This is a genomic window from Curtobacterium sp. MCSS17_015 (genome assembly GCF_003234265.2).
GTDB lineage: Bacteria > Actinomycetota > Actinomycetes > Actinomycetales > Microbacteriaceae > Curtobacterium.
Genome location: NZ_CP126256.1, coordinates 138,082 through 157,071, shown reverse-complemented (window position 1 = coordinate 157,071; position 18,990 = coordinate 138,082). Strand labels below are relative to the sequence as shown.

The window sequence follows — 18,990 nt, the reverse complement described above, 5'->3', positions numbered from 1 at the left end:
CGCCAGCGAGCCGATCGGCCAGGAATGACAAGCGTGTGACTCCGGCTGTGCCCCGAGGGGGACTGCTGTACCCCGGGGTGCAACGTGTTCCGGACAACGGAAAAGGGGTACGTCGCGCTGGATCGTGTGATCCGGCAGACGTACCCCGAAGAGGATGCGGTGGGAGGCCTCACCAGGAGGGTTCGAGCCACCCGTCCCTGGCCTTGGAGACCTCGAGGTCGGCGTCGCGGTCGAACTCGTCGTACTCGCTCTCGATGTCACCGACGAGGCTGCGTGATGCGGAGGGATGCAGGATGGACATGCCGACGATGCTCACACCGCGGGACGACGACGGCGTGAACGACGGGTGACCGTCAGGACACCGGACGGTGCCGCGGCACGACCGTCGTCGGCTACTCGGCGCTCGTCGATGCCGAGGTGGTGATGCCGCGCTCACGCTCGAAGCGGGCGCGCTCCTCGGCCTCGATCTTGGCGTAGGCGGTGCGCTCGGTCCGGTCGGCACGGATGATCGCGCGCATCACGAACCAGAAGATCAGCCCGAGCAGGACGGTCGGGGTCAGGGCGAAGACGATCCCACTCACGAGTCCATTCGGCACGCGTTCATGGTACCCCGCCCGGTCGGGAGGCCATGGCTGGTCCGACGCGCACCGGGCCGCACGGACGGGGCCCGGCCTACTTCACCAGCGGGAAGAGGATGGTCTCGCGGATGCCGAGGCCGGTGATCGCCATGAGCAGTCGGTCGACGCCCATGCCCATGCCACCCGACGGCGGCATCGCGTGCTCGAGCGCCCGGAGGAACTCCTCGTCGACGCGCATCGCCTCGGGGTCGCCGCCGGCGGCCAGGCGCGCCTGCTCGACGAACCGCTCGCGCTGCACGACGGGGTCGACGAGCTCGGAGTACGCCGTCGCCAGCTCGAACCCGCGCACGTAGAGGTCCCACTTCTCGACGACGCCCGGACGGGTGCGGTGCTGCCGGGTCAGGGGCGAGGTGTCGACCGGGAAGTTCATCACGAAGGTCGGCGCGTACAGCTCGTCCGAGTTGAAGTGCTCCCAGAGCTCCTCGACGTACTTGCCGTGCGTGGCGTGCGCGACCTCGACGCCCTCGGCCTCGGCGAGCGCCTGCAGCTCGGACACCGGCGTCTCCGGCGTGATCTCCCGCCCGGCGGCCTCGGACAGCGACCCGTACATGTCCATGCGGGCCCACTCCCCGCCGAGGTCGTAGTCCGAGCCGTCCGGCAGCGTCACGACGAGGGGACCGCCGGTGACCGCGCGGGCGGCGTTCTGCACGAGCTCCTGCGTCAGGTCGGCCATCTGCTCGTAGTCGCCGTACGCCTGGTACGCCTCGACCATGGCGAACTCGGGCGAGTGCGACGAGTCGGCGCCCTCGTTCCGGAAGTTCCGGTTGATCTCGAACACCCGGTCGATGCCGCCGACGACGGCCCGCTTGAGGAACAGCTCCGGTGCGATGCGGAGGAACAGCTCGGTGTCGAAGGCGTTCGAGTGCGTGACGAAGGGTCGGGCGGAGGCGCCACCGTGCTGGGTCTGCAGCATCGGGGTCTCGACCTCGAGGTACTCGTGCGACGTGAACGTCTGCCGGAGCGACGACATCACGGCAGCACGGGCACGGACGGTCTTCCGGGCGTCCTCGCGCACGATGAGGTCGAGGTAGCGCTGTCGGACCCGGGTCTCCTCGCCCAGCTCGTTGTGCAGGTTCGGCAGCGGCAGGATCGCCTTCGCCGCGATCGCCCACTCGTCGACCATGATGCTCAACTCGCCACGACGCGAGGAGACGACCCGGCCGTGCACGAACACGTGGTCCCCGAGGTCGACGAACTCCTTCCAGCGGGCCAGCGACTCGTCGCCGACCTCGGCCAGGGAGACCATCGCCTGGATGCGGGCGCCGTCACCGGACTGCAGCGTGGCGAAGCAGAGCTTGCCGGTGTTGCGCGAGAACACGACCCGGCCGGCGAGGCCCACGACGTCCTCGGTCTCCTGCCCGGTCTCGAGGTGCCCGTACTGCGCACGCACGGCGGGGATCGTCGTCGTGATCGGCAGCTCGGCCGGGTAGGCGTCGACACCGGACTCGAGGAGCCGCGCACGCTTGTCCAACCGGACCTGACGCTGCTCGCTCGTCTCCTGCTCGGCCAGTGCGGCGGCGTCGGCGACGGCGGTCTCGGCCGCGGTGTCGGTCGTGGCGGGGGCGGTCTCGTCGGTCATGCGGGTGCGGCTCCGGAGGTCGTGGGGGATCGCGTCGATGCTACCCGCCCGGCCGCCCTCCCCCGGTCGTCCCTCAGAGCGCCGACTGCCCGTCCGCCGCGGTCAACGCGTTGTCGACGGCCGACCGGACGAGCGCGCCGAGCACCCGCCCGGGGTGCTCCACGCCGATGCCGGCCAGCGCGCCCACGGACTGGTCGATGATCGCCGTCGAGAAGCTCACCGCCGCGCGCACCCCGTCCGCGTACGCCGGCCGGTCCTGCTCGGCGACGACGAACGGCTCGGCGCCCATCTCCACGACGAGGGCCTGCGCGATGGGGAGGACCGGCGCCGGCGCGGTGACGGCGCAGTACGCGTCCCGCAGCCGGGCGAGGTCGACGCTCGTGCCGGTGAACGCCATCGCCGGGTGGATCGCGAGCGGGATCGCCCCGGCCCGCATCGCCGGCGCCAGGACGTCGACGCCGTGGTCGGGACTGGTGTGCACGACGAGCTGACCCGGCTGCCAGATCCCCGCGTCGGCCAACCCCTGCACGAGCGAGGGCAACTGGTCGTCCGGCACGGCGAGGAGCACGAGTTCGCTCCGCTCGACGAGCTCCGGGGTGCCGAGGACCGGCGCGCCGGGGAGCATCGCCTCGGCGCGGTCGCGGCCGGCTTCGGAGACGGCGGTGATGCCGACGACGGCGTGCTCGGCGTTCGCCAGGGCCGCACCGAGCACGGGGCCGACCCGTCCGGCGCCGATGATGCCGACGCCGAGCCGTCCGGCCCTCATCGCACCGCTCCCGGCCCGGGCACGTCTGTCCAGCCGGAGCCCGCGTCGCCGGTCCCGGCGAGCGGCGCGCCCTGCGTCAGCCACGACGGTGCGGCGGGCGCCCCGCCGGGCCCGGGGACCTGCGCGTGGTGACCTGACACACCGGTGGTGGGTCGGGCCTCCTGGCCGTCGCGCCAGCGGTGCGAGGTGTCGGCGGCGGCCTCGACGGCGCGCTCGGTGGTGCCCGACCAGAGGCGCTGCGCGTCGCCGGCGTCGAGCGCCCCGACACGGGCGGACACCGGACCGGACACCGTGTGCACGTGCACCGACGCCAGGCGCAGCGCGCGCTCGAGCGGCCCCTGCGTCACCTTGACGCTCTGCACCCGCGGCAGCGGCACGACCACGAGGGAGCGCCACACCGCACCGAGGCGGAGCAGCACCGCACCTGGCACGAAGCGGTACCCGTTGCGCGACGCCGAGAACGGGCGCAACCACCGGCCGCGTCCCGGCGAGTGGACGAACCCGCCCTCGTCCCCACTGGTGGTGAGGCTGTCGTCGACGACGCCCACGGCCTCGGCCGAGCCCTCACGCATCCGCTCCATCGACGCAGCCGGGCCGACGACGGCCGACCCGACCAGCTCCGGCAGGATGATCTCGAGCACCTGACGGACGTCCGCCGCGGTGCCGACGGGCAGCACGATCGACGACACCTGCTGGTTCGTGGACGCACCGTTGCCGGCGTTCGTCGCCCGGTTGATGCGGATGTCCCACCAGCCGAACGGACGCCAGAGCAGCGGCTGCGCGACGCTCACGGCGTGGATGCGGCCGGGCGGCAGGGTCTCGTTCGAGGTCGAGAACAGACCGAAGCCGATCCGGATGCCGTCACGTGTCTCGGCGATCGTGTACCGCAGCGACTTCGAGAACTTCCGGACGTAGTAGCCGCCGGCGCCGATCACGGCCGGGAACAGCGACACGAGCAGGAAGTACCGCCCGGTCAGGCTGATGCTCACGATGATCGCGACGACGAGCAGCAGGATGACGACGGTCGTGCCGGAGAGCAGCATCGACGCGATGAGCCGACCGGGGTGCACGCGCACGACCCGGGTGGCGTGCACGGCCTCGGGGTCGAGCTCCGGGGCCAGGAACTCGCCGACCCGCCCGTGCCGGACGCCACCGGCGGCGGCCGCGGCCTCCGGTGACCGACCGGGGTCCTTCGCGCCGGAGGCGAGCACGAGGATGCGCTGACGGAGGTCGTCCGCCGCCTTCGCCCCGAGGTACGCGAGCTGCACGTTGGCGTCGTTGCCGGCCTGCGCGACCTCGAGCTTGGCGGTGCCGAACAGCCGCGGGATGAGCGGCCGCGAGATGTTGATGCCCTGGATCCGGTCGAGCCGGGCCTTGCGGTGCGTGCGGAACACGACACCGGACCGGACCTCGACGATCTCGCCCGTCACCCGGAACTCGTGCATCCGCCACGACAGGTAGAACAGCCCGATGAGCACGAGCAGCAGTACCGCGATGCCGAGCAGCACCCAGCCGACCACACCGTGCTCGTACACGTAGCGGACCGGGTCACCGTCCTCCTGCGGGCCGCCGGAACCGGGGATGAACACCTCGACGATCTGGTCGCGCAGGTTGTTGAGGACGTACCCGAGGATCACGACCAGGAAGATGCCGCCCTTGAGCAGCGGCGTCAGCGGGTGCAGGCGGTGCCACTCGCCGTCGGTGAGGGGCGCGGCGGCGGCCGCGTTGCCCTTGTGGGGCGGTGCGGACATCGGGACGTCGGGTCGGAACGACACGGCGGGCCTACAGCCCCGCGCGACGGGACTCGGCGAGCTCGACGAGCCGGTCGCGGAGTTCGTCGGCCTGCCCGGCGGGGATGCCCGGGATGCGGATGTTCGACGAGGCCGCCGCGGTGACGAACTTCAGCTCGCTCATGCCGAGCGCCCGGTCCAGCGGACCCCGGTTGACGTCGACGAGCTGCAGGCGCCCGTACGGCACGGCCGTGAACCGCTGCCACATCAGGCCGCGGCGGAGCACGAGGTCGTCGTCGCGCAGCGCGTACCCGATCGACCGGATGCGTCGCGGGGTGAGGACGACGGTGACGAGCGTGACGATGCCGACGACGGCACCGAGGACGAACCAGACGAGGCCCGCCGTGCCGCCGGTACCACCGCTCGCGACCCCGAGCAGCACGAGGCCCGCGGTGACGATGCCGCCCACCAGGACCGTGCCGACCAGGTCGGTCCAGACGAGCTTGGTGGACACCCGGGTCCAGGTGACGTCGTGCAGTCCCAGGCCGGTCTCGTCGAGTCGTTCGCGCGGCATCGGGGGTCTCCTGGTCTGCGGTGATCGGTCCTCGTCGACCGGCAGCACCGGTCAGGCCGTGGTGGTGCCCCGCCCGTCGGTGTCGTCCTCGTCCGGGGGCGGCGCGATGCACATCCGCTCGGCGACGAGGGCGCACACGGTCAGCACGATCCCGCCGCCGAACGCCACCGCGTTCGGCAGGGTCGAGCCTAGCGAAGGCAGGACGGACCGGGTCAGGAGGTACACGAGCAACCCGAGGGCGAACGCACCGAACAGGGCGCCGCAGATGCTCGACGCCTTCGCGAGGAACACCACGCGGGTCGCGTACATCGGGTCGACCCGGCGTTCGGCCCGGCCCCGGGTCTGCCGACGGATCGGCGCGGCCATGAACAACAGCGCGATGCCGATGAACGCGAGCGTCAGGCCGAGGGGCACCGACATGAGGAGGGTCGGGGACTGCCGTGCGGTCAGCGCGGTGTCGAGTGCGAACCCGGCGACGGCGGCGACGATCGCGACGCTGATCAGCGTGGAGGCCCTGGTCGGCTTCACGAGGCCGCCCCCGCCCGGTCGGCGGTCGGCGCTGCTGCCTGCTGGTCGAACAGGCGCGGTTCGTCGACCCGCTCGGTGTCGTCGCCGAGGTCCGCCAGGAGCGCCGCCACGGGCCCGTGCCCCGGCAGGACCGCGGCGGGGTCGGCGTCCGCCCACGGCGCGAGCACGAAGGCCCGCTCGTGCGCGTGGGGGTGCGGCACGGTGAGGGTCACGGTGTCGATGCGCCGGTCGTCGAGTGCGATGACGTCGAGGTCGAGCGTGCGGTCGCCCCACCGGGTCGCCCGGGTGCGGCCGTGCTCGTCCTCGATGCCGTGCAGGGCGTCGAGGAGCTCGTCCGGCTCGAGGTCGGTGTCGACGACCACGACGGCGTTCCGGTAGCGGGGCTTCGTCGGGTCCGGGCCGTCGAGGGTCACGGCGACGGACTCGACCTCGTGGCTCGACGCGATCGGACCGACGCCGGGCAGCGCGACGATGGCGGTCGCGGCGGCACGGAGGGTGCTGCCCCGGTCGCCGAGGTTGGCGCCGAGGGCGATGACCGCCCGGGTCACTCTTCCTCCTCGGTCCCGGCGGCGGCGCCTGTGCGCTCCCGCCGGATCGTGATCGACACGTCCGTGAACGGCACGGTGATCGGCGCCTGCGGCTTGTGCACGGTGACCTCGGTCGCCAGTGCCGCCCGGTGGCTGAGGACGGCGGCGGCGATCCGCTCGGCCAGGGTCTCGATGAGGTCGACCGGGTCGCGCTCGATCTCGGCGACGACCTGCTCCGCGAGCACCCCGTAGTGCACGGTCTCGGCGAGGTCGTCCGAGTCGGCGGCCGCGGTGGCGTCGACCTCGACCGCGACGTCGACGACGAAGTCCTGACCGTCGGCGCGTTCGGAGTCGAAGACCCCGTGGTGCCCGCGTGCACGGACCCCGACGAGGCGGATGGTGTCCCTCATGATCGAGCTGCCCTCCAGGCGTCCCAGACGTCGAGTACGGCGCGGGTCGGCGCCGGGTCGTGCACGCGGACGCCCCACGCGCCACGTTCGGCCGCGAGCAGGCTGATCGCCGCCGTGGCCAGGTCCCGCTCGGCCGGTGGTGCCCCGGCCGGACTGCCGACACCGTCGAGGAACCGCTTCCGCGATGCGGCGACGAGGACCGGGAGCCCGATCGACGCGAACCGGTCGTAGCCGGCCAGGATCTCCCAGTTGTGCCGCCCCTGTTTGGCGAAGCCGAGACCCGGGTCGATGACGACCTGCTCCTGACGCACCCCGAGGACGATGAGTTCCGCGACGCGCATCTCCACCTCGCGCCGCACCTCCTCGACCGCGTGCGTGTACTCGGCGTTCCGGTGCATCCGGTCGCTGTGTCCACGCCAGTGCATGACGACGTACCCGACGCCGGAGTCGGCGACGACGTGGACCATGTCCGGGTCGGCGAGTCCACCGGAGACGTCGTTCACGATGACGGCACCGAGGTCGACCGCCCGTTCGGCGGTGCTCGCGTTCATGGTGTCGACGCTCACCGCGACGCCCTCGGCGACGAGCTGCTGCACGACGGGCAGCACGCGCTGCTGCTCGACCTCGGCGGGGACGCGCTCGGCACCGGGCCGGGTGGACTCCCCACCGACGTCGACGATGTCCGCGCCGGTCTCGACGAGGTGCCTGGCGTGCTCGAGCGCGGCGTCGACGGCCAGGTGCAGTCCGCCGTCGCTGAACGAGTCGGGCGTCACGTTGAGGATGCCCATCACGCGGGTGGCGTCCCCGGTGGAGCGGTCACGGCGACGGCCGGTCACGACCTCCGGCACCGGGGAGGGTGCTCTGAGGTCGATCGCGACCGTCGCCGGTCCTGCTGCTGCTTCGCGCGCTCGGCTCACCTCGGCGAGCCGACGCGACCGTCTCGTCGGCAGGTCCGTCATGCCGGCCTACGCGGGGGCGATACCGGGGTTGCCGAACGGGCGGTGACGACGCGGCTTCGAGGCGTCGATGCCGACGGGCTCCTCGGCCGTCGCGGCGGCCTTGCCCGGGACCTCGATGGCGGGCAGGTCGCTCACCGGACGCTTGTCGCTCGAGAGCCACTGCGGACGCTCGGGCAGCTTGCGGACGTCCTTGAAGATTTCCACGAGCTCCGGGGCGTCCAGCGTCTCCTTCTCGAGGAGTTCGCCGGCCAGGCGGTCGAGGATGTCCCGGTTGGCGTTGAGGACCTGGTAGGCCTCGTCGTGTGCGGCCTCGAGCAGGGCGCGGGTCTCGGCGTCGACCGTCTCGGCGATGTTCTCCGAGTAGTCGCGGCCGGTGCCGCCGCTCATGTCACGGCCGACGAACGGCTCGCTCGAGCCGGCGCCGAGCTTGACGGACCCGACCGCACGGCTCATGCCGTACTCGGTGACCATCTTGCGCGCGGTGCCCGTGGCCTTCTCGATGTCGTTCGACGCACCCGTGGTCGGGTCGTGGAAGACGATCTCCTCGGCGACACGGCCACCCATGGCGTAGGTGAGCTGGTCGAGCAGTTCGTTGCGCGTGACGGAGTACTTGTCCTCCAGCGGCAGGACCATCGTGTAGCCCAGGGCACGGCCGCGCGGCAGGATCGTGATCTTCGTGACCGGGTCGGTGTGCCGCATGGCCGCCGCCGCGAGGGCGTGTCCACCCTCGTGGTACGCCGTGATGAGGCGCTCCTGGTCGGACATGATGCGCGTGCGGCGCTGCGGTCCGGCCATGACGCGGTCGACGGCTTCGTCGAGGGCGCGGTTGTCGATGAGCTGCGCGTTCGACCGGGCGGTGAGCAGCGCGGCCTCGTTGAGGACGTTCGCCAGGTCGGCACCGGTGAAGCCCGGCGTCTTGCGGGCGAGGAGCTCGAGGTCGACGCTCGCGGCGAGCGGCTTGCCCTTCGCGTGCACCTCGAGGATCTGCTTGCGGCCCTGCAGGCTCGGCGCGTCCACGCCGATCTGCCGGTCGAAGCGGCCCGGGCGCAGGAGTGCCGGGTCGAGCACGTCGGGGCGGTTCGTCGCCGCGATGAGGATGACGTTCGTCTTGCCGTCGAAGCCGTCCATCTCGACCAGCAGCTGGTTCAGCGTCTGCTCGCGCTCGTCGTTGCCGCCACCGATGCCGGCGCCGCGGTGACGACCGACGGCGTCGATCTCGTCGATGAAGACGATGGCGGGCGAGTTCTGCTTCGCCTGCTCGAACAGGTCGCGCACACGGCTGGCACCGACGCCGACGAACATCTCGACGAAGTCCGAACCCGAGATCGAGTAGAACGGCACACCGGCTTCACCGGCGACGGCGCGGGCGAGCAGGGTCTTGCCGGTTCCGGGAGGGCCGTAGAGCAGGACGCCCTTGGGGATGCGGGCGCCGACGGCCTGGAACTTGGCCGGCTCCTTGAGGAACTCCTTGATCTCGTGCAGTTCCTCGATGGCCTCGTCCGAGCCGGCGACGTCGGAGAACGTGACCTGCGGGTTCTCCTTGTTGTTCATCTTCGCCTTGGACTTGCCGAACTGCATGACCTTCGAGCCGCCGCCCTGGGCGCTCGAGAGCAGGAACCAGAACAGCGCACCGATGAGCAGGAAGGGCAGCAGCGTCAGCAGGAGCGACACGAGGACGTTCGACTGCTGGACGTGGTCGTTGTAGCCCTTCGGCAGGTCGGCCTGCGAGACCGCTTCGACGACCTCGGGCCCACGGGGGGTCGAGTAGTAGAACTGCTCGGTGCCGCCGTCGCCGCGGAGGGTCAGGTCGACGCGCTGCTCCGTGGAGTTGATGACGGCCGACGAGACCTTGCCGTCGGAGAGCTGCTCGAGGCCCTTCTGCGTGGAGATCTCCTGGGTGCCGGACTGGGCGATGAACGTCCATCCGATGAAGATCCCCACGAGCGCGACCAGTATCCAGATGTACGGCCCGCGGAGGATGCGCTTGAAGTCCATGTGATCCGGGCCCGACGGCCCGACACCTTTCTCTGCCTGAAGTGCGTGCGAGTCAGCATACGGCGGTCACTCTGTGGCGAGAATGGGTGTCCTCTGCGGGCGAACTCCCGCTTCGCCGTCAGGAGTAGACGTGCGGCGCGAGGACGCCGATGCCGCGCAGGTTGCGGTAGCGCTCGTCGTAGTCGAGGCCGAACCCGACGACGAAGGCGTCCGGGATCTCGAAGCCGGCGTACTTCACGTCGACCTCGACCTTGGCGGCCTCGGGCTTGCGCAGCAGTGCGACGATCTCGACGCTCGCGGCCCCACGCGACTCGAGGTTCTGCTTGAGCCACGACAGCGTCAGACCGGAGTCGATGATGTCCTCGACGATGATGACGTCGCGGTCGTGCAGGTCGGTGTCGAGGTCCTTGAGGATCCGCACCACGCCGGACGACTTCGTGCCGGAGCCGTACGACGACACCGCCATCCAGTCCATCCGGGCCTGCATCTTGAGGTGGCGGGAGAAGTCGGCCATGACCATGACCGCGCCCTTCAGCACGCCGACGAGCAGCGGGTCGCGCCCGGCGTAGTCCCGGTCCACCGCAGCGGCGAGTTCGGCGATCTTGTCGTCGATCTGCTCGGGGGTGAAGAGCACTTCGGAGAGGTCGGCCTGCACGTCGGAGAGTTCCACCAGACCACCCTATCCGCCCGCGTGCGGCTCCCTGGCGGCGAAGGACACCCGTTCGCCCGAGCGCGTGGCCCGGACCCCCGGCAGGTCGATCGGGCCCTGACCGCGCCAGTCGGTCACGAGCCGGCAGACCTCGAGCGTCTGCAGCCGGGACAACGTCACCCCGAACTCGCTCTCGACCGCCAGTCGCACGAGTCGCTGACGGAGCGCCGGCGGGTTGGCGGCGAGTTCCGGCACGGACAGCGAGATCCCGGCCTCGGAGTGCTCGGCGAGGTCCTCCGCCATCTCCTCGGCGAAGTGGTCGAGCGCCGCGGAGTCCTCGCGCAACTGGTCGGCGGTCCGGGCCAGGGCCTCCGGGACGCCGGCGCCGAGCTCGCGCTCGAGCACGGGCATGAGGGCGTGCCGCACCCGGACCCGGGCGTACGCCGGGTCGGTGTTCTGCGGGTCGTCCCACGGCACGAGGCCGGACGCGGTGCACGCCTGCCGGGTCACGTGCCGCCGGACCCCGAGGAGCGGGCGCCCGTACGCCAGCCCGGACCCGCGGGCGGTCAGCGGCTCCATCCCGGACAGGCTGTCCGGTCCGCTGCCGCGGAGCAGGCCGAGCAGCACCGTCTCGGCCTGGTCGTCGAGTGTGTGGCCGAGGAGCACGAGGGGCGACCCGGTGGCGGTCGCGACGTCGGCGACGGCCGCGTGACGGGCCTCCCGGGCGGCGCCCTCGGGACCACCCGTGGGACCGACGGCGACCCGGCGGACGGTCACCGGGTCGAGTCCCAGCTCGGCGGCCTGCCGGGAGGCCCGGCTCGCGACCGCCTCGGACTCCGCCTGCAGCGCGTGGTCGACGACGACCGCACCGACGCGGAGTCCCTGCTTCGGTGCCTCGAACGCAGTGGCGGCCGCGAGGGCCAGCGAGTCCGGGCCGCCGCTCAGCGCGACGAGGACGAGACCACCGGGGCCGATCGCTCCCTGCCTGAGCGCGCGTTCGAGCACTGAGCGGACGGCTCGCCGGATCTCGGCGACCGCGGGGTCCAGCCGAGGGCGCGGAGTGTTCACCCGGTAACGTTAGCCGGGCCGTCCCGACGGCCGACAGACCACCACCGGAAGAACCAAGGAGTGCACATGGCCGCGTACGACGTCGTCGTCGAGATCCCCAAGGGCAGCAGCAACAAGTACGAGGTCGACCACGAGACCGGTCGCGTGTACCTGGACCGCGTGCTCTTCACCTCGTTCGTCTACCCGACGGACTACGGCTTCTTCGAGAAGACCCTGGCCGACGACGGCGACCCCGTCGACGCGCTGCTCCTGCTCGAGTTCCCGACCTTCCCGGGCGTGGGCGTCAAGGTCCGTCCGGTCGGCGTCTTCAAGATGAGCGACGAGGCCGGCAAGGACGAGAAGGTCCTGGTCGTCCCGGCGAAGGACCCGCGCTGGGCGCACATCCAGGACATCGCGGACGTGCCGGAGCAGACGAAGGCCGAGATCGCGCACTTCTTCGAGCGCTACAAGGACCTCGAGCCGAACAAGTGGGTCAAGGCCGAGGGCTGGGGCGACGCCGCCGAGGCCGAGGCCATCGTGCAGGCCGGCCAGGCCGCGTACGTGCCCGCCGGTCACTGACGCACCGCTGAGGGCTTCGCGCCCCGCAACGCACGACGCGCCCCGTTCCGACGGGGCGCGTCGTGCGTTGCGGGGCGCGTCGTCTGTGCGCCGTGCGGTGCGCTACAGGGAGCCGGTGGGGCGTGCCACGTACGGCAGGAGCTGGCTCGGGGTCCACACCGCTCGCTCGACCACGCCGACGCCGGGGCGCGCGGCCTCGACCATCCGGCCGTTGCCGGTGTAGATCGAGTCGTGGTACCCACCCGACGCGGTTCCGTTGCTCGAGTAGAAGAGGATGTCACCCGGCTGGCGCTGCGAGAGCGGCACGAGTCGACCGATCGAGGCGAAGTGGTTGTACTGCCAGACCACGTTGTGCCCGCCGGTCGAGACGCCCTGTGAGTTGTAGGCCATCATCACGAGACCCGAGCAGTCCCAGGTGTTCGGGCCGGCTCCACCGAGGACGTACGCCTCGCCGAGCTGTGCGCGTGCGTACGCGATCGCGCCGGCGGCCTTGGACGGGCTGCTGACGACCGGCTTCGGCGCGGGAGCGGGAGCGGGCTTCGGCGCCGCGGGCTTCGGCGCTGCCGGCTTCGGGGCCGCGGGCTTCGGCGCGGCCGGTTGCGGTGCCGGGGCTGCCGGCTGCGGCGCGGCCGGCTTCGGGGCGGACGGCTTCGTCGCTGACGGCTTCGTCGCCGACGGCTTCGCGGCCGACGGCTTGGCGGCCGACGGAGCGGGCTCGTTCCCGGACGTGTCCGCGCTGCCGCTGTCGGCACCGCTGTCCGCGGCGGGACGTGCAGCCCCGGAACCGGACGGACGGGCAGCTTCCCGCTTCGCCTGGGCCGCGAGCTGGATCTCGGCCTCCTCCGCCTGCTTCGCCGTCCAGTAGGCCTGCTCGGTCGCGACCGAGGTGCCCTTGAGGAACGCGAGCTGCTCGAGCACCTCGTCCTGCTCCTGCTGGCCGGCCTGCAGCGCCGACTGGGCATCGGCGGCCACGGCGTCGGCGGTCTCGAGGGCGTCCTTCGTGGCTGCCGTCGCCTTCGCCAGCGCGGTGGTCGCCTGGCGCTGCTGCGCGGCGAGTGACTCGACGGTCCGCTGGTCCGCCTGCGCCCGCTCGAGCACGGTGGCCGAACGCTCGGACAGGTGCGACATCGTGCCGACCTGGTAGAGCAGGTCCTTCGCGTCACGGGAGTCCACGAGCATCGACGTCGACAGGTCCCCGCCGCCGGAGCGGGACAGCTCCACGACGAGCGCGGCGACCTGGCCGGCCGACTCCTCTGCAGCGGCCCGGGCACGTTCCGACTGCCCGGTGAGGCCGTCGAGGGTGTCCTTCGCCTCCTGCTGCTCGGACGCGGCGAGGGCGTAGGTCTGCCCGGCCTGCTGCACGGTGGCACCGGTGCGGTCGACCTCGGCCTGTAGCGACGACATCCGAGCGCTCAGCGCGTCGACGGTGCGCTGCTTCTCGGCCTGGTCGTCCTTCGCGGCCTGCACGTCCTCCCACGACGGAGCGGACGGTGCGGCCTGTGCCGGGACGGCCACCGCGAGGGACAGCCCGAGGCTGAGCATCGAGACGGTGGCGATCCCGCAGACCAGGGAACGTGCAGGCTTCTTCATGGGGTCAGTGCCTCCTGGCAGTGCTCGTGCTCATACCGAGATCCCCCGCGCTGCCATGAAGGGGACGGGATCGACGGCGGCGCCACCGACCCGGGTCTCGAAGTGCAGGTGGCAGCCGGTCGACCAACCGGTCGAGCCGACCTGCGCGATCTGCTGCCCGGCCTCGACGTGCTGTCCGGAGGAGACCATGATCCCGCCGTCGACGATGTGCCCGTAGGCCGTCGAGATGCCGCCACCGTTGTCGAGGATGACCTCGTTGCCGTACCCGCCGCCGTTCCCCGCGAAGGTCACCGTGCCGGATGCCGCGGCGTAGATCGGCGAGTAGCAGGCCGGGGCGAGGTCGACGCCGGCGTGCAGTGTGTAGACGTGCGTGTACGGGTCGACGCGCAGGCCGTACGGGCTCGACTGGTAGCCGGCAGCCGGACGGACCCAGCCGGACGAGGCAGCGGGGACGTTCCCGGTGGACGGTGCCGGCACACCGGGGGTCGCGGCCGAGGGCAGGGCGTCCGCTGCTGCGGCCGCTGCTGCGGCGCGGGCGGCTGCGAGACGGGCCTGCCGGGCCTTCTCGGCACGGACGCCCTTCTCGTACTCGGCCTGCGTCGTCTCGGTCTTCGACGTCAGCGCGGCGAGCTGGGCCTCCAGGCGGTCCTGGTTCGCCTGCTGGGCGGCGACCGCGGACTGCGCCTGGTCGGCCGCGTCCTGGGCGGCGCGCATCTTCGCCTGGGCCTTCTCGGCGAGCGCACCGAGGGCGTCCTCGGCGACCTTCGACTTGTCGGCCAAGGCCTGCGCGGTGCCGCGGTCCTGGCTCGCCTCGGAGTAGATGCCGTCGGCCTGCTCGGTGAGCTTCGACATGGCACCGAGTTCGTACAGAAGGTCACCGGACGCCGAGGGCTTGGTCAGGAGGTCCGTGGTGACGTCCTCGGCGTTCGAGCGGCCGAGCTGCGCGGCGAGCTGCCCCGCCTGCGCCTCGGAGGCGGAAGCGGTCTCGTCCGCCTCGTCTGCCTGCTCCTGGAGCTTCCGCTGCTCGAGCGCCTTGCGGTCGTAGTCCGTCTGGGCGTCCTGGTAGGCGGTGCCGGCGGCAGCAGCGGCCTTCTCCTTCGCGGCGGACTCCGACTCGAGCTGGGCGATGAGGCCCCGGATCTCGGAGACCTTCTCGGACTGTGCGGCCTGCGACTGCTCGGCGGCCTGCACGTCGTCCCAGCTGGGGTAGCCCGCTGCCGAGGCCGTACCGCCCGGCACGAGCGCCACGAGGGCACCGGCCGCGAGGACGACGGACACCCCGGCGGCGACGAAGCGGCGGCGGGGGCGAGCGGGCGTTGAGGATGTCGTCATTGTCTCGATCTCGTAACAGTGCGGTGCGGCGCGCGTCACACTGTCAACAAACGCAACAGTAACAACACGACCGAGCCCGGGAACACCCCTGTGGAGGGGTCAGCGGCCGCTGACGATGCTTCCACCGGCGCGCACGTCACCGTGGGAGTCCACTCGACTCGCTTGCTGAAGGTCCATGGAGGTGCAGCTCCTCCGTGGCACGGGAGCACCCGCGACACGCCGAAGGACGGCGTCGGACGGGCTCGATTTGGCAAGAGGGCCGACCGTCCGTATGCTTGTCCATCGGTAGCGCGATGCACTGCTTGCGGCCCCATCGTTTAGTGGCCTAGGACACCGCCCTTTCACGGCGGCAGCACGGGTTCGAATCCCGTTGGGGTCACTCCTCATCGGGGGACAGCAAGCAGAACAGAACGACACCGAAGCAAGACAAGCAATTCCACATGGCCCTGTAGCGCAGTTGGTTAGCGTGCCGCCCTGTCACGGCGGAGGTCGCGGGTTCAAGTCCCGTCAGGGTCGCCACGGCTGGGTAGCTCAGTTGGTAGAGCGTTCGACTGAAAATCGAAAGGTCCGCGGATCGACGCCGCGTCCAGCCACAGCAGGAAGCCCCCGGTGAAGCCGGGGGTTTTCTTGTTTTTGGGGCCGGGTTGGCTGCCGCTCCGTTGACGACGTGCCGGTTCTGTGCCGGTTGGGTTTTGTCGAACCGCTCCGCCGGGGCTCCCGATCGAGCTAGCGTCGGAGCATGGAAGCTGCACGACGAGCACCCGATGCTGGAACTCCGACGTTCGACTTCGATGCGGTCGACTTCGTCACCGCAGACCATCACTTCGGACATGCGCGGATCATCGAGCACGCGAGGCGACCGTTCGGCAACGTCGAGGAGATGGATTCCTACCTCGTCGAGCGATGGAACTCGATAGTCCCGCCGGATGCCGTCGTGCTACACCTCGGCGATCTCCTCATGGCCTCGATGAACGACGTTGCTGATGCTCTTGCCCTCACCCGTCAGCTGCACGGCCGCCGGCTGCTCGTCCCGGGCAACCACGACTGGATCTCGAGAGCGACGCAGACGAGAACTCGCATCGAATCGATGAAGCCACTGTACGAATCGGCCGGCTGGACCGTGCTTCCGGAGGTCCTGAGCGGTTCGCGGAATGGTCATCCACTCCGGGCATCGCACTATCCGTACGACACGGCCGCCGACGACCGATTCAGCAAGTACCGCCCAACCCAGGACGGGATCCCACTGATACACGGACACACGCGCTCGCCCGCCGTGGCCGCGATACCTTTTTGCTTTCATGTAGGGGTCGACGCCTGGGAATATTCCCCTGCACCGATGACTGATATCGACGACTGGCTCGACTCCTTTGCCAGTATCTGATCGAGACAGCTCTTTATTTGTAGAGCTTATTGCCCACATGGTTGACGATTATCCTGCGACCCTTATCGTCTTGAGCAAAGTGGATTCGGGCAACATCTGACCAAGCTTTCGCATCTGTCACTTTTACATGCGGAACATTGTCCCAAGACTCGTCCTCGAAAAAGAACGTTGCTGCCGCTTTCTTGTGAGTCTCAATTTGCTTGTCATGGAACGATACTTTGATGCCGAAATTACTCTCGAACCAATCATCCGCTCGCCCGTCCAATTGCGGACGGTCCGCCGGATCGCGGTAAAGCTCGACTGCAAGACGCGTGAGTTGCACCAACGCATGCGTCATTTCGTCGTAATTCTTTAGCGCGCACTTCTCCCATGACTTCGCCGCGTTCGGCGTGAAGGCGATCAAACCCTCCGACGCCTGCTCAAGATAGCGGAATGTCTCCTGGGCTGACTTTCTCTGCAAGACGGGCGCGGCGGCGAGGTCCATCACCGCCGCAGACTCTTCCCCCGCACTCGAGATTGACAGCTGATACGAGAGGGCATTGTTCTTAGCAACCAAGTCCAGGACCTTTTGCTGCTCTTCCGCAAGCTGAACCCTGACGCGGTCCGCGTCGTTGGAGAACGACTGACTCAGTTCCTCGGACTCCTCAAGCTGGGTCTCAAGAGAGTGGACCTGCGCTCGTAGGGCCTTGAGCTGGCCAGGGTCATCCCCACTCGTCGTCGCTGCGGATACTTCCTGAGCCGCGCGAGCCGTGATCTCGGCGAGCTTCAGTCGCCTGAGTTCGGCCCACGCCACATCAGTGCCTCTGGACCTGACGGAGAGGTCCGCCAGCACCTCCATGAGGCTCGTCCTCAATCCCTCCTGGCCTAGTGCAACCAGCTCACTTTGCAAGTAGGTTCTGGGATCCGCGCCCCCACCTGACCAAACGAGCACCGCTCCACCAAATGGCAGTTGCAATCCGGGAACTTCGTTGGCAATCACACGCATGTAACGGTAGCCAGCGATGACCACCCGGACGAGGCCAATCAAACGCCTCGCTGCCGTCTTGGCTGATTCCCATTGCCCCTGATCCTGAGGGTGCATGAGCAGGATTGGAAGGCGCGTGGGAGAACGCAAGGCTTCGCCCACTGCCTTCGCCTCGTCATCGCTCTGGATCAATAAGTAACGGCCATCCTGTACAGCACCCTCCGCCGTCAACGAGAGGCGCGGATCGGACGCGATCGTCAAAACCAGAGTCGGCTGCCGAATCGCTGGAGCGGGAGCCGGCGAGAGCCCGGGGGCGACTGCCTCTTGGGCCAGAGAGACGCGGACGGACGTCTTGCCAAGGAGGTCCGCGATAGTTAGGCGCGTCTCAAATACGACACCTGCCCGCTCACGCTCCCGCACGACTATTCGAAGGACTCGATCGCCCCCAACGGCAGCTGCATCCCACTTCACGACTCCGCCGTTCCAGCGAGTATGAGTCTGGTGGGTGGAGAAATCAACGACCCCTGGCTCGTTCGGTGTTTTCTCGACTATCCATTTCGCGGCGTTCTCAAGAAGGATGTCGTACGGCCGTTCATCCGTCTCGGAATCGCTTCGCGACGTTGCATCGAATCGAACCACATATAAGATTTCCACGATCCACCAGACCTCGTTGTTGAGGCATGCTAACGTCTCGGCCTGCGCGAAGCCACAGTCCAGCGAAACTATTCAGCGCTGCCACGATCGGAGCGGGGGACGGACAGAGTCCAGTTCGAGAGCTTCGCAGCAACTCCAGCCACCGCAAGAGCTTCGTCAGCAGAGGGGGCAGCAAAGGAATCCGTCCAGAACTCAGTGACTCCGGTCGTCTGGGCGAGCCAGAGAGGTGGCTCCACCCGGAAGTCATCCGCCAGACGCAGGAAGGCTCCTTCGAGAACCGTGGCGCTCCACCGGTTGGCCAACCGATTGACCTGCAGCACAGTGCCACCAGGGCCGCTGAGAATTGTTGCTCGGTTCGAGTCCCCGTGGGTCAGTCCGACCCTGATCACCTCTGCTTCGGGGAAGTGGATGACGTACACGATGTGCGGCTCCCACCACCCACAGTCAACGGCTTCCGGCGTCGGCGGCACGAGTAGGGCGCTCGTTGCGTATTCATCCATCATCGATCTCGATCGCCTCTGCCGTTCCAACGAATGCCCCGCCAGGTGATCCGTTCGACGGAAGACGACACCGGCGTCAGAGGCGAACGGGTGCCGACCCGCTGCAAGCCAGCTTCGAGCTCGCTGTTTGAGGGGGATGACGGTCCACCACTCCGGCCGCTGCCGGGCCGCGGTCGGGAGACGCAGGTGCACGATTGCCTCGACGTCGTCGTACGTGATGTCGATGTCTGCTTCGTCGGGACGTTGCGCGAGGTACTCGTACAGCGGCCGCCAAGGACCCATGCGAATCTCGGTGGACGTCATGACTGTGATTCTCCGCCGATCATCCGGTCGAGAGCGCCGCTGGCTCGAACCGCTGCGTCGGAACGAGCCCGGCTGTACCGTTCGGTGACCTGCATCGAGGAGTGACCCAAGATCGCCTGTACGTCGTTGGCTGCAGTGCCAGCGTCGAACAGGAGGGTTGCGAGCGTGTGCCGGAGGTCGTGGATGCGGAAGTCAGGCCGGTCCAGAAGCAGGCGGAGTCGCGGCCGGGTCTGCTGCACGGATAGGTGACATCTGATCTGGCTTGCCCGGTGGGGTTGGCCTGGA

20 protein-coding genes and 3 tRNA genes are annotated in these 18,990 nt (G+C 69.6%); 5 read left to right on the top strand and 18 right to left on the bottom strand.

Annotated features, from left to right (window positions below):
* Positions 1–169 precede the first annotated feature (169 nt).
* From DEJ18_RS00710 to tilS, 13 genes are all read right to left on the bottom strand, one after another.
* Entirely contained in the window at positions 170–301 is a 132-nt protein-coding gene (locus DEJ18_RS00710; RefSeq protein WP_258371237.1) for a hypothetical protein, read from the bottom strand.
* Positions 302–392: 91 nt separating this feature from the next.
* Positions 393–596 carry a hypothetical protein gene (locus DEJ18_RS00705; RefSeq protein WP_111082643.1) on the bottom strand — a complete coding sequence of 68 codons (204 nt, stop codon included), beginning with the start codon at positions 594–596 and terminating at the stop codon, positions 393–395.
* Between the two features lie 76 nt (positions 597–672).
* Positions 673–2,217 (bottom strand): lysine--tRNA ligase, encoded by a 1,545-nt coding sequence (lysS, locus tag DEJ18_RS00700; protein WP_181434128.1) that lies wholly within the window; start codon positions 2,215–2,217, stop codon positions 673–675.
* Positions 2,218–2,290: 73 nt separating this feature from the next.
* The gene (locus DEJ18_RS00695; RefSeq protein WP_111082669.1) at positions 2,291–2,983 is read right to left on the bottom strand and encodes a Rossmann-like and DUF2520 domain-containing protein; all 693 of its coding nucleotides are present in this window, start codon (positions 2,981–2,983) and stop codon (positions 2,291–2,293) included.
* Positions 2,980–4,734, bottom strand: coding sequence for a PH domain-containing protein (locus DEJ18_RS00690; protein WP_146241484.1), 1,755 nt, complete (start codon positions 4,732–4,734; stop codon positions 2,980–2,982). The genes DEJ18_RS00695 and DEJ18_RS00690 overlap by 4 nt, the downstream gene beginning before the upstream one ends.
* Positions 4,735–4,765: 31 nt before the next feature.
* On the bottom strand, positions 4,766–5,287 hold the full coding sequence (locus DEJ18_RS00685) for a PH domain-containing protein (RefSeq protein WP_111082645.1): 522 nt from the start codon (positions 5,285–5,287) through the stop codon (positions 4,766–4,768).
* A 51-nt stretch (positions 5,288–5,338) separates the two neighbouring features.
* Positions 5,339–5,815, bottom strand: coding sequence for a DUF3180 domain-containing protein (locus tag DEJ18_RS00680; protein ID WP_111082646.1), 477 nt, complete (start codon positions 5,813–5,815; stop codon positions 5,339–5,341).
* Positions 5,812–6,363, bottom strand: coding sequence for a 2-amino-4-hydroxy-6-hydroxymethyldihydropteridine diphosphokinase (folK, locus tag DEJ18_RS00675; RefSeq protein ID WP_111209748.1), 552 nt, complete (start codon positions 6,361–6,363; stop codon positions 5,812–5,814). The genes DEJ18_RS00680 and folK overlap by 4 nt, the downstream gene beginning before the upstream one ends.
* Positions 6,360–6,752, bottom strand: a complete 393-nt coding sequence (gene folB / locus DEJ18_RS00670; protein WP_111082648.1) for a dihydroneopterin aldolase — start codon at positions 6,750–6,752, stop codon at positions 6,360–6,362. Before folB ends, folK begins: the two co-directional genes overlap by 4 nt.
* Entirely contained in the window at positions 6,749–7,711 is a 963-nt protein-coding gene (gene folP, locus DEJ18_RS00665; RefSeq protein ID WP_111209749.1) for a dihydropteroate synthase, read from the bottom strand. Before folP ends, folB begins: the two co-directional genes overlap by 4 nt.
* 6 nt (positions 7,712–7,717) lie before the next feature.
* Positions 7,718–9,706, bottom strand: coding sequence for an ATP-dependent zinc metalloprotease FtsH (gene ftsH, locus DEJ18_RS00660; protein WP_111082650.1), 1,989 nt, complete (start codon positions 9,704–9,706; stop codon positions 7,718–7,720).
* 118 nt (positions 9,707–9,824) lie between these two features.
* Positions 9,825–10,376, bottom strand: coding sequence for a hypoxanthine phosphoribosyltransferase (gene hpt, locus DEJ18_RS00655; RefSeq protein WP_110889508.1), 552 nt, complete (start codon positions 10,374–10,376; stop codon positions 9,825–9,827).
* 9 nt (positions 10,377–10,385) lie between these two features.
* Entirely contained in the window at positions 10,386–11,423 is a 1,038-nt protein-coding gene (gene tilS / locus DEJ18_RS00650) for a tRNA lysidine(34) synthetase TilS (RefSeq protein ID WP_111209750.1), read from the bottom strand.
* Between the two features lie 66 nt (positions 11,424–11,489).
* Between tilS and DEJ18_RS00645 the strand changes: the two genes are divergently transcribed.
* On the top strand, positions 11,490–11,981 hold the full coding sequence (locus DEJ18_RS00645; protein WP_111209751.1) for an inorganic diphosphatase: 492 nt from the start codon (positions 11,490–11,492) through the stop codon (positions 11,979–11,981).
* Between the two features lie 102 nt (positions 11,982–12,083).
* Here DEJ18_RS00645 and DEJ18_RS00640 read toward each other — a convergent pair whose 3' ends face one another.
* Both DEJ18_RS00640 and DEJ18_RS00635 read right to left on the bottom strand, forming a co-directional pair.
* A complete protein-coding gene (locus DEJ18_RS00640) occupies positions 12,084–13,571 on the bottom strand; it encodes a C40 family peptidase (RefSeq protein ID WP_111209752.1) in 1,488 nt (495 codons plus the stop codon).
* 30 nt (positions 13,572–13,601) lie between these two features.
* The gene (locus tag DEJ18_RS00635; protein WP_111209753.1) at positions 13,602–14,903 is read right to left on the bottom strand and encodes a M23 family metallopeptidase; all 1,302 of its coding nucleotides are present in this window, start codon (positions 14,901–14,903) and stop codon (positions 13,602–13,604) included.
* A gap of 306 nt (positions 14,904–15,209) precedes the next feature.
* On the opposite strand from DEJ18_RS00635, the gene DEJ18_RS00630 reads away from it, so the two are divergent.
* From DEJ18_RS00630 to DEJ18_RS00615, 4 genes are all read left to right on the top strand, one after another.
* Positions 15,210–15,282: transfer RNA gene (locus DEJ18_RS00630), tRNA-Glu, on the top strand.
* 63 nt (positions 15,283–15,345) lie between these two features.
* Positions 15,346–15,422, top strand: a tRNA-Asp gene (locus DEJ18_RS00625).
* Position 15,423: 1 nt separating this feature from the next.
* Positions 15,424–15,496 (top strand) — tRNA-Phe (locus DEJ18_RS00620).
* A gap of 146 nt (positions 15,497–15,642) precedes the next feature.
* A complete protein-coding gene (locus tag DEJ18_RS00615; protein ID WP_111209754.1) occupies positions 15,643–16,284 on the top strand; it encodes a metallophosphoesterase in 642 nt (213 codons plus the stop codon).
* A gap of 13 nt (positions 16,285–16,297) precedes the next feature.
* Here the strand turns inward: DEJ18_RS00615 and DEJ18_RS00610 are convergent, their stop codons facing one another.
* The 3 genes from DEJ18_RS00610 to DEJ18_RS15940 form a co-directional block, all read right to left on the bottom strand.
* The gene (locus tag DEJ18_RS00610; RefSeq protein WP_146241485.1) at positions 16,298–17,902 is read right to left on the bottom strand and encodes a hypothetical protein; all 1,605 of its coding nucleotides are present in this window, start codon (positions 17,900–17,902) and stop codon (positions 16,298–16,300) included.
* Between the two features lie 68 nt (positions 17,903–17,970).
* On the bottom strand, positions 17,971–18,705 hold the full coding sequence (locus tag DEJ18_RS00605) for a DUF7662 domain-containing protein (protein ID WP_111209756.1): 735 nt from the start codon (positions 18,703–18,705) through the stop codon (positions 17,971–17,973).
* Positions 18,702–18,944, bottom strand: a complete 243-nt coding sequence (locus DEJ18_RS15940) for a tyrosine-type recombinase/integrase (protein WP_181434129.1) — start codon at positions 18,942–18,944, stop codon at positions 18,702–18,704. The genes DEJ18_RS00605 and DEJ18_RS15940 overlap by 4 nt, the downstream gene beginning before the upstream one ends.
* Between the last annotated feature and the right edge of the window lie 46 nt (positions 18,945–18,990).

What these genes read in the sequence shown, in the direction of transcription:
- DEJ18_RS00710 (WP_258371237.1), bottom strand. Translation starts at nt 301, where the DNA reads ATGTCCATCCTGCATCCCTCCGCATCACGCAGCCTCGTCGGTGACATC.
- lysS (WP_181434128.1), bottom strand. Translation starts at nt 2,217, where the DNA reads ATGACCGACGAGACCGCCCCCGCCACGACCGACACCGCGGCCGAGACC.
- DEJ18_RS00695 (WP_111082669.1), bottom strand. Translation starts at nt 2,983, where the DNA reads ATGAGGGCCGGACGGCTCGGCGTCGGCATCATCGGCGCCGGACGGGTC.
- DEJ18_RS00690 (WP_146241484.1), bottom strand. Translation starts at nt 4,734, where the DNA reads ATGTCCGCACCGCCCCACAAGGGCAACGCGGCCGCCGCCGCGCCCCTC.
- DEJ18_RS00685 (WP_111082645.1), bottom strand. Translation starts at nt 5,287, where the DNA reads ATGCCGCGCGAACGACTCGACGAGACCGGCCTGGGACTGCACGACGTC.
- folB (WP_111082648.1), bottom strand. Translation starts at nt 6,752, where the DNA reads ATGAGGGACACCATCCGCCTCGTCGGGGTCCGTGCACGCGGGCACCAC.
- folP (WP_111209749.1), bottom strand. Translation starts at nt 7,711, where the DNA reads ATGACGGACCTGCCGACGAGACGGTCGCGTCGGCTCGCCGAGGTGAGC.
- ftsH (WP_111082650.1), bottom strand. Translation starts at nt 9,706, where the DNA reads ATGGACTTCAAGCGCATCCTCCGCGGGCCGTACATCTGGATACTGGTC.
- DEJ18_RS00645 (WP_111209751.1), top strand. Translation starts at nt 11,490, where the DNA reads ATGGCCGCGTACGACGTCGTCGTCGAGATCCCCAAGGGCAGCAGCAAC.
- DEJ18_RS00640 (WP_111209752.1), bottom strand. Translation starts at nt 13,571, where the DNA reads ATGAAGAAGCCTGCACGTTCCCTGGTCTGCGGGATCGCCACCGTCTCG.
- DEJ18_RS00635 (WP_111209753.1), bottom strand. Translation starts at nt 14,903, where the DNA reads ATGACGACATCCTCAACGCCCGCTCGCCCCCGCCGCCGCTTCGTCGCC.
- DEJ18_RS00615 (WP_111209754.1), top strand. Translation starts at nt 15,643, where the DNA reads ATGGAAGCTGCACGACGAGCACCCGATGCTGGAACTCCGACGTTCGAC.
- DEJ18_RS00605 (WP_111209756.1), bottom strand. Translation starts at nt 18,705, where the DNA reads ATGACGTCCACCGAGATTCGCATGGGTCCTTGGCGGCCGCTGTACGAG.